This window comes from Shewanella colwelliana ATCC 39565, assembly GCF_000518705.1.
Lineage (GTDB): Bacteria > Pseudomonadota > Gammaproteobacteria > Enterobacterales > Shewanellaceae > Shewanella > Shewanella colwelliana.
The window spans coordinates 44,713-59,599 of sequence record NZ_KI912480.1 but is presented as its reverse complement, the minus strand read 5'-3'; the positions used below and the strand labels follow the sequence as shown (position 1 = coordinate 59,599).

General features: G+C 43.2%; 12 protein-coding genes. All 12 read left to right on the top strand.

Going from position 1 to position 14,887, the window contains the following annotated elements; genetic code table 11:
- Positions 1-2 precede the first annotated feature (2 nt).
- The 12 genes from L876_RS0118570 to L876_RS0118515 all read left to right on the top strand — a co-directional run bounded on the left by L876_RS0118570 (position 3) and on the right by L876_RS0118515 (position 14,764).
- Positions 3-1,166, top strand: coding sequence for a DegT/DnrJ/EryC1/StrS family aminotransferase (locus L876_RS0118570; RefSeq protein ID WP_028765168.1), 1,164 nt, complete (start codon positions 3-5; stop codon positions 1,164-1,166).
- Positions 1,159-1,752 (top strand): sugar transferase, encoded by a 594-nt coding sequence (locus L876_RS0118565; protein WP_028765167.1) that lies wholly within the window; start codon positions 1,159-1,161, stop codon positions 1,750-1,752. Before L876_RS0118570 ends, L876_RS0118565 begins: the two co-directional genes overlap by 8 nt.
- Positions 1,753-2,023: 271 nt before the next feature.
- On the top strand, positions 2,024-3,973 hold the full coding sequence (locus L876_RS0118560) for a polysaccharide biosynthesis protein (RefSeq protein WP_028765166.1): 1,950 nt from the start codon (positions 2,024-2,026) through the stop codon (positions 3,971-3,973).
- Between the two features lie 101 nt (positions 3,974-4,074).
- Positions 4,075-5,433, top strand: coding sequence for a phosphoglucosamine mutase (gene glmM / locus L876_RS0118555; protein WP_028765165.1), 1,359 nt, complete (start codon positions 4,075-4,077; stop codon positions 5,431-5,433).
- A 262-nt stretch (positions 5,434-5,695) separates the two neighbouring features.
- Positions 5,696-6,313: a plasmid pRiA4b ORF-3 family protein gene (locus L876_RS0118550; RefSeq protein WP_028765164.1), complete on the top strand. Its 618-nt coding sequence runs from the start codon at positions 5,696-5,698 to the stop codon at positions 6,311-6,313.
- Positions 6,310-7,209 carry a glucose-1-phosphate thymidylyltransferase RfbA gene (gene rfbA / locus L876_RS0118545; protein WP_028765163.1) on the top strand — a complete coding sequence of 300 codons (900 nt, stop codon included), beginning with the start codon at positions 6,310-6,312 and terminating at the stop codon, positions 7,207-7,209. The genes L876_RS0118550 and rfbA overlap by 4 nt, the downstream gene beginning before the upstream one ends.
- Positions 7,210-8,138: 929 nt before the next feature.
- Entirely contained in the window at positions 8,139-8,894 is a 756-nt protein-coding gene (locus L876_RS0118540) for a phosphatase (protein ID WP_028765162.1), read from the top strand.
- A 100-nt stretch (positions 8,895-8,994) separates the two neighbouring features.
- The gene (locus L876_RS0118535; RefSeq protein WP_028765161.1) at positions 8,995-9,663 is read left to right on the top strand and encodes a hypothetical protein; all 669 of its coding nucleotides are present in this window, start codon (positions 8,995-8,997) and stop codon (positions 9,661-9,663) included.
- A gap of 365 nt (positions 9,664-10,028) precedes the next feature.
- Positions 10,029-10,934 carry a sulfate adenylyltransferase subunit CysD gene (cysD, locus tag L876_RS0118530; RefSeq protein WP_028765160.1) on the top strand — a complete coding sequence of 302 codons (906 nt, stop codon included), beginning with the start codon at positions 10,029-10,031 and terminating at the stop codon, positions 10,932-10,934.
- Between the two features lie 164 nt (positions 10,935-11,098).
- Complete coding sequence (locus tag L876_RS0118525) at positions 11,099-11,446, top strand: four helix bundle protein (protein WP_028765159.1); 348 nt, start codon at positions 11,099-11,101, stop codon at positions 11,444-11,446.
- 60 nt (positions 11,447-11,506) lie between these two features.
- Positions 11,507-12,916: a sulfate adenylyltransferase subunit CysN gene (cysN, locus tag L876_RS0118520; RefSeq protein ID WP_028765158.1), complete on the top strand. Its 1,410-nt coding sequence runs from the start codon at positions 11,507-11,509 to the stop codon at positions 12,914-12,916.
- A gap of 120 nt (positions 12,917-13,036) precedes the next feature.
- On the top strand, positions 13,037-14,764 hold the full coding sequence (locus L876_RS0118515) for an SLC13 family permease (RefSeq protein ID WP_028765157.1): 1,728 nt from the start codon (positions 13,037-13,039) through the stop codon (positions 14,762-14,764).
- Positions 14,765-14,887 lie beyond the last annotated feature (123 nt).

The following is a 14,887-nucleotide window of genomic DNA, read 5'->3' as shown; positions in this document are numbered from 1 at the left end:
AGATGAGTACAGATTTTTTACCGTTTGCTCTACCTGAAATTGGCGAAGAAGAAATTGCCGAAGTCGTAGATTCATTGCGCTCTGGTTGGGTAACAACTGGGCCTAAAGCCAAGCGACTTGAAGAGGATTTTATATCGTTTCTAGGCCGTCCAGAACTTGAAGCGGTGGCAGTGAATTCTGCGACATCAGGATTACACTTGGCTTTAGAAGCTGTAGGTGTTGGCCCTGGTGATGAGGTTATTGTTCCTACATATACGTTTACAGCAACAGCTGAGATCGTGCGTTATTTGGGAGCTACTCCTGTAATGGTTGATGTAGATGAGCACACTTTTAATATGACGGCTGCACATTTTCAAAAAGCAATAACGCATAAGACAAAGGCTGTCGTGCCTGTCCACTTCGCAGGTTTAGCTTGTGATATGGAACCTATTTTAAAGCTTGCTAATGAACGTGGAATTAAGGTGATAGAGGATGCTGCGCATGCTTTACCAACTAAATACAAGGGGAATCTGATCGGCACTTTGGGTAGTGATGCAACAGTGTTTAGTTTTTATGCAAATAAAACAATGACTACCGGTGAAGGTGGTATGGTTGTTACTGCAAATGAAGAAATTGCAAAACGTTGCAAGGTAATGCGTTTACACGGTATTAGCCGCGATGCTTTCGATCGTTATACATCGACAAAGCCTGCTTGGTCTTATGAAGTTGTTGCACCTGGTTATAAATACAATATGCCAGATATTGCGGCAGCTATTGGCATTCACCAGCTTAAAAAACTTCCTGAATTCCAGAGTAGACGTCAGAAGTTAGCTAATTATTACTATGAAGCACTGGAAGATTTACCAATAGAATTACCTGCACTACCAGGTCTAGACTGTTCTCATGCTTGGCATTTGTTTCCTCTCCGCCTCAAAGATGAAGCCGTTATTTGTCGAGACAGCTTTATTGAAAAAATGGCAAAGCTAGGAATTGGTTGTTCTGTGCATTTTATTCCTTTACATCTTCATCCTTATTGGCGTGATACTTATAATTTGACACCCGAGATGTTTCCAGTAGCGCAACGGATTTTCGAATCTGAGGTTACTCTACCTTTATACACTAAGATGAGTGATGATGATTTAGGTCGTGTAGTTGCGGCTGTAAGACAGGTACTCATAAATGGCTAAAAGATGTTTTGACCTGTTGTGTTCTTCCTTTGGGCTTTTAGCACTTTTCCCCTTGTTTTTGGTTATCTCAGCGTGGATAAAGCTGGACTCCAAGGGGCCTGTATTTTTTCGACAGGTCAGAGTAGGCCGAAATGGTACGTCGTTTCGGATCCATAAATTTCGCACCATGAGGCGAGATTCTGAGTCTTTAGGTAGATTAACCGTAGGGGCGGATTCGAGAGTGACTCGATCTGGGCTTTTTTTGCGTAAATCAAAAATTGATGAGTTACCTCAATTGATTGATGTCTTTCTTGGGCGAATGAGCTTGGTTGGCCCTCGGCCAGAAGTTCAAGAGTTTATCGATTGTTATCCCTATGCGGTTAAAAAAGAAGTGTTGTCAGTTCGCCCTGGGATTACAGATCTTGCTTCAATTGAAATGGTTGACGAGAATGAGATTCTGTCCGGATACAGTGATCATCGACAAGCATACATAGATATTATTTTACCTATCAAGCAAAAGTATTACGTTGAATACGTAAGAAACAATAATATAGGTTTAGATATCTATATTATTTTTAAAACCCTTTTTAAAATTGTCAGTAGGTAAATCATACATACAATCGGTCATTCCTATAGGAAGGCCGATTAAGTGTCTCATGGGGGGATTCGGTACCCAAACCTATAGCTTCGGTATCGTGTTCTCCAAGTGATAGTTGGTCGTTATCCCTTGGAGTCTGTATCCTTTCGTAACAAACTTCGATGGTGATCCCTATGGCTCGATTGATGTGATAACATGACGGTCTTAGCGATTGTATTGTTGTCGAGTCCCGTACTTTAAGATGTAGTACATTATGAATTTAAATTTTTTGGAGCGAAAAATGGATTTTTTGCAAAGCTTGTTTGGTTTAAAACGTGCTCATAAGCGTCTCGTTAGTCTATGTGTCGATGCCGTATTTCTCTGTTTAGCATTTTGGACGGCATTGCTCGTGCGTATAGATGATGTGGTTGTATTAGCTAATACTCACAATTGGCTGTTACTGTTTATTGTTGTGCCAATAAGCTTAGCTGTATTTGCTAAGCTAGGTTTATACCGCGCGGTTTTGCGTTATATGGGATTACAAGCCTTAACGGCAATTGGCGTAGGGGTGATGTTTTCGACTGTGTCATTAGTACTTTTTGCGTATTATATTGATGCGCAGTTGCCTCGGACAGTGCCAGTGATCTATGCAGCCTTTTCTCTGGTATTTATTGGTGGTTCAAGGGCGATAGTTCGCTCATTGGTTGGCTCCGGCATGAAACGTATTGGTGAGCCTGTCATCATTTATGGTGCGGGTGTCAGTGGCAGACAGCTGCTTTCGTCACTGGCCCAAAGCCACGAGTATTATCCTTTTGCTTTTGTCGATGATGATGAGAGCTTGCACGGCACCGTGATCCAAGGTGTCCACGTTCATTCACCCTCAATCATTCGTAAGTTAGTAAAACAAAAGTCAGCGACTAAGATTTTACTTGCGATGCCTAGTGCTTCTCGTTCTCGTCGTCAGGCGATCTTAACGCGACTAGAACCCCTTGCTGTACAAATACTGACTTTACCTGCCATGGCTGATTTAGTGAATGGGACCAAGCTTTATAGTGACATTAAAGAAGTCGAAATAGACGATTTACTGGGGCGAGATTCTGTTACGCCACGAGGCGACCTTTTAGCTGCAAATATTCGAAATAAAGTGGTAATGGTGACAGGTGCAGGCGGTTCAATTGGTTCTGAGCTTTGTAGGCAGATTTTAAAACAAGCACCTAAAAAGTTGGTGCTATTTGAGTTATCCGAATTCGGGTTATATTCCATTGAGCGCGAATTGAGTGCTACAGCAAAAGAACTCGACTTAGACGTTGAAATATTACCTATGATGGGTTCTGTTCAACGAGAGAATCGAGTTCAAGCTGTGATGGAGGCGTTTGAAGTCCAAACAGTTTATCACGCTGCAGCATATAAGCATGTGCCGCTTGTTGAACACAATGTGGTAGAAGGCGTGCGCAACAACATTTTTGGTACGCTTTATACGGCCCGCGCTTCAATAGCTGCCAAGGTGGAAACCTTTGTGTTGGTGAGTACTGACAAAGCAGTAAGACCTACGAATGTGATGGGCACGACTAAGCGTATGGCCGAATTAGTGTTACAAGCACTGTCGGCTAATGCTAACCATCAGACTCGTTTTTGTATGGTTCGATTTGGCAATGTATTGGGTTCATCGGGTTCTGTTGTTCCGCTATTTCGTAAGCAAATCGCCAATGGTGGACCTGTAACCGTCACCCACCCTGAAATAACCCGTTTCTTTATGACCATTCCTGAAGCATCACAACTTGTGATTCAAGCGGGCGCGATGGGTAAAGGCGGTGATGTGTTTGTACTGGACATGGGTAAGTCGGTAAAAATTGTCGATTTGGCCTCTAAAATGATCCGTTTAAGCGGATTTGAAGTTAAAGATGACACTCATCCTGACGGCGACATTGCCATTGAGTTTAGTGGATTACGTCCCGGCGAAAAACTCTATGAAGAGCTTTTGATTGGTGATGATGTCACAGGTACTGAACATGAGCGTATTATGACTGCTAATGAAGTCTGCTTAACTTGGAGCGAACTTGAGGCTATTTTAGACCGCTTAGATAAAGCTTGTCATAATTTCCAACATGAAGTGATTAGGGATATTTTGCTTACAACTCCAACGGGTTTTAATCCGACTGATGGTATTTGTGATCTAGTTTGGATGCAGCGTAATCAAAGCAATCAAGATAATACGATAGTTGATGACAAAGTTGTTCCTTTCGTGTCTTAAACGATTAGTATAATGTCTGATTTTAATTTATGATTTTTTTAGTTAAAACCTATTAAAGCCAATTCTTAGAATTGGCTTTTTTGTTTACATGGAAATTTAATATGTCTAGAAAATATTTTGGTACCGACGGTGTTCGCGGAAAAGTCGGTGAGTTTCCTATCACGCCAGATTTTGCGATGAAATTAGGTTGGGCTGCAGGTACAGTATTGGCGTCGAGCGGAACAAAAGAGGTATTGATTGGCAAAGACACTCGTATCAGTGGTTATATGCTCGAATCTGCAATAGAAGCGGGTCTTTCTGCGGCGGGTATTAATGTCGCATTAGTTGGCCCAATGCCGACACCTGCCGTTGCTTACTTAGCATCGACATTTCGCGCCGATGCCGGTGTGGTGATTAGTGCTTCTCATAATCCTTTTTATGACAATGGCATAAAGTTTTTCTCTAACTCAGGCACTAAGCTTAATGATGAGCAAGAGCTTGAAATAGAAGCATTGCTTGATAAAGCGATTAATCACAACGCAATGCAATGTGTTGCATCAGAACATTTAGGAAAAGTGCGCAGAATTAATGATGCTGCGGGTCGCTATATTGAGTTTTGCAAAGGGACCTTTGCGAATGATTTGAGTCTGGCTGGGCTGAAAATTGTCGTTGATAGTGCTAATGGTGCGGCCTATCATATTGCGCCTAATGTCTATCGTGAATTAGGCGCCGAAGTCATAAGTATCAATGATAAGCCTAATGGGCTTAATATCAATGAACATTGTGGGGCAACTAGCCTAGATAGCTTGCAGACTGCAGTTATGGTGCATGAGGCTGATTTAGGTATTGCACTGGATGGCGATGCCGACCGCGTAATGTTTGTTGATCATAAGGGGCATGTGGTTGATGGCGATCAAATTTTATATATCTTGGCTCAGGCTGCGAAAAAAGACGGGACCTTAAACGGCGGCGTTGTAGGCACTTTAATGTCCAATCTTGGCTTAGAGCTGGCACTAAAAGCATTGGATATTCCTTTTATTCGTGCAAAAGTCGGCGATCGCTATGTGGTTGAGCAGCTTAAAGCGACAGGATGGAAGCTCGGCGGTGAAGGTTCTGGCCACATATTAGATTTGAACTATGCGACAACGGGTGATGGCATTGTGGCGTCACTCTTGGTTCTTCAAGCGGTATTGAAATCACAAACGACGTTAGCCGATGTCGCATCAGGGATGAGCAAGTTACCACAGGTGCTTATCAATGTACGTTTAACTGAAAATAACGCCGATGAAATCATAGCATCTGACAGTGTTAAAAATGCTGTAGCCAAAGCAGAGCAAGTATTAGCAGATAATGGCCGTGTATTACTGCGTAAATCGGGCACCGAACCATTAATCCGCGTTATGGTAGAGTCGACCGATCCTGAAATGTCACAAGTGCAAGCTGATGCGATTGCAAAAGCTGTTTCTACCGCAGGTGTTTAAGACGTTTAATTTTTACTCGTTGTAGATTTACTGGTGCCACTATCTTTTAAAGGTAGTGGCATTTTTCGTTTAAAGTCCGAAACGCCCAACTTCAATAGATGGATACTATTTAGGCTTTGTCATAGATTAGCCGGTTTATCTTAGACATTTTAATACCTTGAAAAACACCTGAGGTATTAATATTACATACAGAGTACACTTGGCGGTGTTTTTCAAGGTAGTTAGTTTTCAGTCGCTAATGTCGAGATTTATAGGATTAATTATGTATCAAAAAATTTTCCGCTTTAGGGTTTCACTAGTCGGAAGCGAACCGGAAATTTGGCGAGAAATTGACGTGCCTGATCACTACAATTTTTGGGAGCTGCATGTTGCGATACAAGATGCGATGGGATGGCTTGACTACCATTTACATGATTTTACGCCACGCAAGGCTGGCCCAACAAAAGGAATGAGAATTGGTCTTCCTGAGTCAGAGTTCGACGAAAGCACTGTTGCGGGTTGGGAGTTCTCAATAAAAAAATACTTTACTGCTTTGGGAAACACAATCGATTACGTATATGACTTTGGCGACCATTGGCATCATGAAATCACCTTAGTCGGCATGTTTTTGAGTTCTATGGAATCGGAATATCCTCTGTGCATCGCTGGTGAAATGGCTTGTCCCCCGGAAGATTGTGGTGGTCTATTTGGCTATCAAAACTTAGTTGAAATATTGACTGATGAAAACCATAACGAGCATGACGATACTGTTTTCTGGTTGAAAAATCATGTTAAGAAATATTGGCCGTATAAACCCGACGTATTTAGTCCAAAAAAGGTAAAGTTTTCGGACCCCTTTGTGCGTTGGCAGCATGCTTTTAATCAAGAGAGCGCAGAATGAAAGGCATTGTATTAGCTGGAGGAACGGGTACACGCTTATACCCTATCACTCGTGGTGTATCTAAGCAGTTGCTACCTGTCTATGACAAGCCGATGATCTACTACCCGATATCTGTGCTGATGCTCGCAGGTATTCGCGATATTCTTGTTATTACGACTCCTGATGAGCAGTTGCTATTTAAGCGCCTGTTAGGTGACGGTAGCGACTTTGGTATCACGCTATCTTATGCCGTTCAGTCGAGGCCCGAGGGAATAGCCCAAGCATTCATTATCGCAGAAGACTTCATCGCTGGTGACAGTGTTTGTTTAGTGCTTGGTGATAACGTATTTTACGGGCAAGGGTTCAGTGAAACCTTAAAGCGCACCGTAGCAGACTTAGAAGATAAAGATGCGAAGGGAGCGACCATATTTGCTTACCAAGTGGATCAGGCTGAGCGTTTCGGTGTGGTGGAGTTTGATGATGATTTTAATGTACAAACGATAGAAGAGAAACCACAGCAACCTAAATCCAATTGGGCCGTTACCGGGCTCTACTTTTACGACCATCTGGTGGTCGATATTGCAAAAGGTCTGGTTCCTTCAAATCGTGGCGAGTTAGAAATTACAGAGATAAATCAAGCTTATCTTGGGCGCAGGCAGTTACGCGTCCAATTACTGGGACGTGGTTTTGCCTGGCTAGATACCGGCACGTTCGATAGCCTGCAACAAGCATCCTCATTTGTTCAAACCATTGAAACCGTTCAAGGCCTAAAGGTCGCTTGTTTAGAAGAGATTGCTTGGCGCAATGGCTGGTTGAGCGATGATGAAATTAAGCGCGTTGCAACGCCGATGCTTAACAATAGCTATGGCCTGTATCTGTTATCACTGTTAAAAACAGATGACGCCATTAAACGTTGATCGTTAGAATAGCATCGTCGGAACGGATGGACCTTACTTGTAGCCTGTCAAAGATGTTGCGCAACTTTGAAAGTAGGCTACTTTAGTGATAATGGACAGTTGGGGTTACTATGGGGAGCCGAGTTATGTCACCTGAAACATTTATATTGTGTTCGTTAGCAGGATTTACTGTTGCCACGCTATTAATCCTTGCTGTGGGTTACTTCGGCATTTGGAAGAATAAAGGCTAAAGGCTAAAGGCTAAAGGCTAAAGGCTAAAGGCTAAAGGCTAAAGGCTAAAGGCTAAAGGCTAACGGCTAACGGCTAACGGCTAAAGGCCAAAGTGGCATCGCTGACTGCTTCTTTTGGTGTAATGGAAATTTAAAGCTGAAGTGTGATGAAGAGTTGGTTTAGCGTGTTTATCACATTTTTAGGTCCCGAACTAACCATGTGCGAATTTAATTTCGCAGCGCATGAACAGCCAAATTAAGCTGCTTTCTTGGTTCATTTAACAAGATTGCTCACGGTTACCTCATCTCATCATCCTCATTTAGATATAAAAGTATACGATGTCTTTTAATCGCAATAGGCTCTATCTATGTTAGGCGCTATCTATTCAATCATCATCAATTCAGTAATGTTTGGGCAACGAGATTGCCTACTTAGAAGCCATGTACTAACAGTGAAAACGACTAGCAAGCCGATGATTAAGAATTGCGACGGTCGTTATTTGATGTGTTTGATAAGCAAAAAATAAAGGGGATAAGCTGCGGACTATGGGGGCAAGATGTCGAGTGATGGAATACACCCGAGGGGGAGTAGGCTATCAGAGCAATGAACGAGTTAATCGATCGATTGATCTACTATAGAGAAACGGTTATCAAGCGAGTAGACTAGTAGGTCAGTGGTAAAATTACTCAAAAAATAGTTTCATGCTAACGGAATCCCCAATGAAATTTCTTGTTGATGTTCATGCGCATACCATCGCCTCCACTCATGCTTATAGCACCGTACATGATTACCTTTCTGTGGCAAAAGAGAAGGGAATGAAGTTGTTTGCTATTACTGACCATGGTCCCGATATGGCGGATGCGCCGCACTTTTGGCACTTTGTAAATATGCGAGTATTACCTCGGGTTGTAGATGGTGTTGGGGTTCTTCGTGGTATTGAAGCCAATATAAAAAATGAACATGGTGAAATCGATTTTTTTGGTGATTATCTGCAAGAGTTGGATATTGTACTGGCGGGTTTTCATGAGCCGGTTTTTCCGCCTTCGACTAAAGAGGCTCATACTCAGGCCTTAATAAACTGCATTGAAAGTGGCAACGTTGATATTATCAGCCATCCAGGCAATCCAGCATATCCCATCGATATTAAGCGTGTTGCTGTTGCAGCCGCAAAACATAACGTGGCGCTTGAGATCAATAACTCCTCTTTTTTGACCTCAAGAAAAGGCAGTTTAAGCAACTGCACTGAAATTGCTTGTGCGGTGAAAGATGCTGGCGGCCTTTTGGTCATGGGATCAGACTCCCATGTTGCGTTTAGCTTAGGTGAGTTTGATAAAGCCATTGAGCTAATTGAAGCAGTAGCATTTCCGGTTGAACGCATATTGAATCGGAGTCCCAAAGCCTTACTGTCTTTTTTGTCCTCAAGAGGTCATCAATCCCTTGAGGAATATGCTGTGCTGATTGAAGAACACCTCTGATTTGTTATAATGATACTGTTTAACGTATTTAAAAATAGACACTTACAACTTTTTTTGTTGTTTTGTGCTAGGTTTAAACTTTTATAGGTAGGTATACGTTTTGTTTGATGAGTTCCAAGTTCAACTAACTACATTTGATTGGAATGGTGTTTCAGGTTTAACAAATGTGTTAATGGTGATTTTAACGGGTTTGTTATTATATGGATTGAGGCAAGGTTCACATAACATAAAAGAGTCGGCCTTATCGCGTGATGCTGATATTCTTCGATGGGCTATGGGCGAGATGGATCTACTTAAGCCTGCGATTAGATTAATAACCGATGCACATAAGAGGCACCCATTTTGTTGTTGCCCTAAAGAACATATAAAGCACAATGACTGCTATTGGAATTCAGATGAGTTAAAAGCTGCTCATGAAGTAAGTGTAAAGTTACAGCGTATTGGTTATATGGCGTTGCATAATTTGATATCCAGAAATCATTTTATGAATGTTTGGGGTCCGATGTACTTATCGACTTGGTATGCTTTGGAGCCTTGGGTAAAGCATAAACGTTTAGATTTAGACGAACCGTCTCGCATAGAAGATGGTGCCTATTCTCGTATTTATTTGGAACAGTTTGCCGTTTATTGCGAACAAAATTTACCTATTGTGCTGGTAAATAATGAACGTAGAAGGTTCAACCTACCAGTTTATAAACCTTCAGATAAGAGGCTAAAAGAGAAGTTAAAAGCAAAATTAAAAGGTTCAAATGAAAAGTTAAATATTTAAGTTGTAGTACGTGAATGGTGGCTGCAGCATAGTCACCCCCCAGTTGGCTGGTAAGCGACTTTTTTTATTTGTAATCTCTCTTTCTATACGTTGTTGAAGTGTTTTTGACCTTTCCTAATCACCATATGAACGTAGACTTTCACTTCTCTCCTATGAGCCGATGATCCCTTCGATTACTTCATATTTCTTTTTGGTATAAATAAACCTGTATTTATAACTTCTAAAATCGGTTCCTGCTGGTATTATCCTATCAACATCATTTTTAGTTAATCGATCTTAGCGTAGTTGTTTAATGAAATGTTAAGCTGGGTTAGCGAGATTGGTTAATAGAAACTTGATATAACTGGAATTATACGGAAGTCGATATGTCTACAGTTCACACCCACTTGAAACAACTCGAAGCTGAATCGATTCAAATTATGCGCGAGGTTGCCGCAGAGTTTGATAATCCCGTCATGCTTTATTCTGTTGGCAAAGATTCTTCAGTGTTACTGCATTTGGCACGAAAAGCCTTCTACCCAGGTAAGATCCCGTTTCCATTAATGCATGTCGACACAACCTGGAAGTTTAAAGAGATGATCGCGTTCCGTGATGAGACCGCTAAGAAGTATGGGTTTGATCTAATCGTTCACAAAAACCCTCGCGGTCTAGAGATGAATATCTCTCCTTTTACCCATGGTAGTGCGAAACACACCGATATCATGAAGACAGAAGGGCTAAAGCAAGCGCTTGACATGCATGGGTTTGATGCGGCCTTTGGCGGTGCGCGTCGTGATGAAGAGAAGTCTCGGGCCAAAGAGCGCGTGTACTCTTTCCGTGACAGTAAGCATCGCTGGGACCCCAAGAATCAACGCCCTGAACTGTGGAATATCTATAACGGCAAAGTGGATAAAGGCGAGAGCATTCGCGTGTTCCCATTGTCGAACTGGACCGAGCTTGATATTTGGCAATATATCTATCTTGAAGGGATTGAGATCCCATCTCTTTACTTAGCTCAGCCGCGTCCGGTAGTTAAGCGCGATGGCACACTTATCATGGTTGATGACGAGCGTATGGAGCTTGAACCTGGTGAAGAGGTTGAGCATAAGATGGTGCGCTTTAGAACCCTAGGCTGTTATCCGTTAACGGGCGCGGTAGAGTCACAAGCGACAACATTACCCGAGATTATTCAAGAGATGTTGCTGTGTACAACGTCAGAACGTCAGGGACGAGTGATCGATAACGATTCCTCTGGCTCCATGGAAAAGAAGAAGATGGAAGGTTACTTCTAGGCTGAAATCTTGACGGCTGCGAGCTAAAGCAATAGCGAAGAAGGCTTCGAGTTGCGAGCTACGGCGAAGAGGGACTAGACCTGTAAGTTAAAGGCGACTAAATCGGCCAATGACAAACACAGCGATGTAATACGAAGGGTATGGATTAATGCATGGAGGCATAAATGAAATACGAGCGACTTGAAGTTTGGCAACGAGGATTTAAGTTAAGCATTCAAATTTATCGTTTGTTTACAAACATAAAAGACTTTGGATTTAAAGATCAAATTACTCGTGCAGGATTGTCTGTTCCAAGCAATATTGCTGAAGGAATGGAAAGAGAGTCGGATAAGGAAAAGGCAAGATTCCTAAGCATCGCCAAGGGCTCGGTTGGCGAGTTAAAGACTCAGATTATGATTGCCCAAGAAATTGGTTATATGTCGAGTGACAATTGCACTCGATTAACGACTGAATGTGAACATATTAGTAAAATGCTTGGTGGGTTCATTAAGACTCTTCGGAAGAACATTTGAGATTAACGTTACCCATGCATACTTTGCTCGAAGCTCGAAGCTGATAGATAAGGAATGAAAATGACCACTAATGCCAATTTGATTGCTTCTGATATTGAAGCGTATTTAAAAGTCCATGAAAACAAAGATATGTTGCGTATCTTGACCTGTGGCAGTGTGGATGATGGTAAATCGACCCTGATCGGTCGCTTACTGTTTGATAGTAAGATGATTTTTGAAGATCAGATGGCGGCGATAGAGAAAGACTCTAAGCGATTTAATACCACAGATGAAGCGTTTGATTTGGCGTTGTTAGTGGATGGTTTGCAGTCCGAGCGAGAGCAAGGGATCACCATTGATGTGGCCTATCGCTATTTTGCAACCGAGCAACGTAAATTTATTATTGCCGATACCCCTGGCCATGAACAATATACCCGTAACATGGCAACGGGGGCATCAACCTCTGATTTAGCCATTATTCTTATCGATGCGCGTCATGGTGTACAGGTGCAAACGCGCCGTCATAGTTATATCTGTTCTCAGCTGGGCATTAAGCATGTGATTATCGCAATCAATAAGATGGACGCGGTGGATTATGATCAAGGTGTGTACCAGAGTATTAAGAAAGATTACCGTGAGTTTGCCAAAGACTTAGCCTTTACCGATGTGCGCTTTGTGCCTATTTCGGCGCTGAAAGGTGATAACGTGGTAAACGAAAGTACGCACATGACTTGGTACCCAGGTTCAACGCTGCTTAAGCTGCTAAACACGGTTTCTGTTGAGCAAGATAAAAGTGAGTCATTCCGATTTCAAGTACAGTATGTTAATCGTCCGAACCTCGATTTTAGAGGCTTTTGTGGCACCTTAGCGTCGGGGGAAATTAGAGTAGGCGATACGGTAGCGGCATTGCCATCGGGCAAAGAGAGTAAGATTAAGTCGATTGTTACCTTCGATGGCGAGTTAGAGAAAGCTGTTGCAGGGCAGGCGGTTACCTTAACATTGACCGATGAAATTGATGTGAGCCGTGGCGATATGTTGGTACGCCCTCACGACAAACCAAACTCTAGTGCACATTTTGAAGCTGATGTGGTGTGGATGACTGAAGAGCCGCTATGTGTGGATCGTGAATATGCCATTAAGCATGGCAGTAAAGCTGTGTATGGTTATGCCGATGCTATTAACTATAAGGTCGACATTAACCATTTAACTCAGCATCCCGCCCAGCAGTTGGCACTGAACGAGATGGGCAACTGTCATTTTTCGGTGACTGAGCCGCTGCAGTTTGACCCTTATGACAACAACCGAGACACGGGTGCGTTTATCATTATCGACAGGTTAACCAATGTGACCGTTGGCGCTGGGATGATCCGCAAAGCCATTGATGCGGGTAAAGGCAAAAAACGTGAGATCTCCGAGTTTGAACTTGAGATGAATGCTTTAGTGCGTAAGCATTTCCCTCATTGGGGCGTTAAAGATATTTCGAAAGCCTAACCAAGGTTGTGATGCCGAGTGCTAAGACCATTTGTTATGAATGGCTTAGCGTCGGCGCGATAACCTTATTGCAGAGCGGTGTTGCTCTAATTAAGTATCAGGTGTAAGTATCAGGTTTTTATGTCATTAAATGCATATCTCACCATCGCCATATTTCTCGCGACTATCGTGGGCTTGGTCCGATTTCAAAATCGGCCTTCGCTGGTGTTTGGCGTGACGCTACTGGTGCTGGTGGCCTTTAATTTGGTTACCAAAGAACAGCTGCTGTCGAGCATGTCAAACCCAGGTTTGGTGACTCTGGTTCTGCTTATCTTGTGCTCCTTCGCCTTAGAGAAGACCCGCTTACTGAGGGTGATTGCCTCAAAGGTCATTGTCAGTGGTTATCAAACCACGTGGCTGCGACTGTTTGGCATGACTGCACTGAGCTCAGCGCTGCTCAATAATACCGCTGTGGTGGCCACCTTACTCTCGCCTATTCGCAATAACCCCCATCATGTTGCCAGTAAACTGCTGTTACCGCTCTCCTATGCGGCAATATTGGGCGGCACGTTAACGCTAGTCGGTACCTCCACTAACCTCATTGTTAACAGTATGGTCATTGATGCGTCGGGTCAGTCGCTATCATTTTTCTCCTTTACCGCGATTGGTGCCATGTTGGTATTGGGTTGTGGCTTGGTGCTCAGGTTAGTGTCCGGTTTTTTACCCAATATCGCCCACGAAGAAACCTGCTCTAAAGGCTATTTTATCGATGCTAAGGTGGTTGAAGGTTCAGAGTTAATTGGTCGCTCGGTAGAGGACAACGGGCTTAGGCATCTCGAATCGCTATTTTTAGTCGAGGTGGTGCGTAATGGACGGTTAATTAGTCCGGTCACACCAACAGAGGTGTTGGAGCTGGGTGACAGGCTTATTTTTAGTGGTGATATCACCAAGGTGATGCAGCTGAGTCAGTTCTCTGGGCTGGAGATGTTTGCCGAAAAAAATGGCCTGCTGGACTCCAACCTTACTGAAGTGGTGGTTAAGCAAGAAAGTGTGCTGGTGGGCAAGACCATGAAAAAGGCTGGATTTAGAGCCTTGTTCGATGCCGCTGCTGTCGCGATTCGTCGTGATGGCGAAGAGATTTCGGGCAAGCTGGGTGAAGTGCAAATTAAGGCTGGTGACTTTTTAGTGTTAGCGGTAGGCAAGGATTTCCTCAGTCGGCACAATATTGCTAAAAACTTCATTGTGATCAGTGGTGTTGAACCAGAAACGCGAATAAATGGTAAAAAGGCCTGGATCTCAATTGGTGGTTTTGTGCTGACATTAGCACTGGCTGCTACTGGTGTGATTGAGATGCTGCAAGGGATGCTATTATTGCTCGGCGTGTTAATTTTTAGCCAGTGTTTGAACGTTAATGAGGTGGTGCGTCGTTTCCCTGTCGACATCTGGTTAATCGTTGCATCGGCTATTTTATTGTCTCATGCGCTGGTTAATAGCGGTGTGGCAGATTTTGTCGCAACTTGGGTTGAAGGCGTTGCCGATAAAGATCATCTCATGCTGGCACTATTCTTAGTATATGTGGCGACTTGGCTGATGACCGAACTGATTACCAACAATGCCGCAGCGGCTTTGATGTTTCCCATTGCCTACAGTATTGCCTTAGGTTTTGGTGTCGATTTTCTCCCCTTTGTGATGACAGTAGCCTTTGCCGCTAGCGGTAGCTTTATTAGCCCTTATGGCTATCAAACCAATTTGATGGTTTATAATGCTGGTCGTTACCGACTGATGGATTTTGTTAAAGTTGGCGTGCCTGTGAGTCTGACCTATGGCGCAATTGTACTGCTTGCAGTGCCGCTATTTTTCCCGTTTTAGGGTAAAAGCAGTTTCGAGCTAAAGCCAGAGCAAAGAAGGCATCGAGCTACGAGATAAAGCCAGAGCAAAGAGGGCATCGAGCTACGAGCTAAAGACAGAGCAAAGAGGGCATCGAGCTACGAG

Excerpts from the sequence above, each read along its gene's own strand:
- L876_RS0118570 (WP_028765168.1), top strand. The coding sequence starts at position 3 with ATGAGTACAGATTTTTTACCGTTTGCTCTACCTGAAATTGGCGAAGAA.
- L876_RS0118565 (WP_028765167.1), top strand. The coding sequence starts at position 1,159 with ATGGCTAAAAGATGTTTTGACCTGTTGTGTTCTTCCTTTGGGCTTTTA.
- L876_RS0118560 (WP_028765166.1), top strand. The coding sequence starts at position 2,024 with ATGGATTTTTTGCAAAGCTTGTTTGGTTTAAAACGTGCTCATAAGCGT.
- glmM (WP_028765165.1), top strand. The coding sequence starts at position 4,075 with ATGTCTAGAAAATATTTTGGTACCGACGGTGTTCGCGGAAAAGTCGGT.
- L876_RS0118550 (WP_028765164.1), top strand. The coding sequence starts at position 5,696 with ATGTATCAAAAAATTTTCCGCTTTAGGGTTTCACTAGTCGGAAGCGAA.
- rfbA (WP_028765163.1), top strand. The coding sequence starts at position 6,310 with ATGAAAGGCATTGTATTAGCTGGAGGAACGGGTACACGCTTATACCCT.
- L876_RS0118540 (WP_028765162.1), top strand. The coding sequence starts at position 8,139 with ATGAAATTTCTTGTTGATGTTCATGCGCATACCATCGCCTCCACTCAT.
- cysD (WP_028765160.1), top strand. The coding sequence starts at position 10,029 with ATGTCTACAGTTCACACCCACTTGAAACAACTCGAAGCTGAATCGATT.
- L876_RS0118525 (WP_028765159.1), top strand. The coding sequence starts at position 11,099 with ATGAAATACGAGCGACTTGAAGTTTGGCAACGAGGATTTAAGTTAAGC.
- cysN (WP_028765158.1), top strand. The coding sequence starts at position 11,507 with ATGACCACTAATGCCAATTTGATTGCTTCTGATATTGAAGCGTATTTA.
- L876_RS0118515 (WP_028765157.1), top strand. The coding sequence starts at position 13,037 with ATGTCATTAAATGCATATCTCACCATCGCCATATTTCTCGCGACTATC.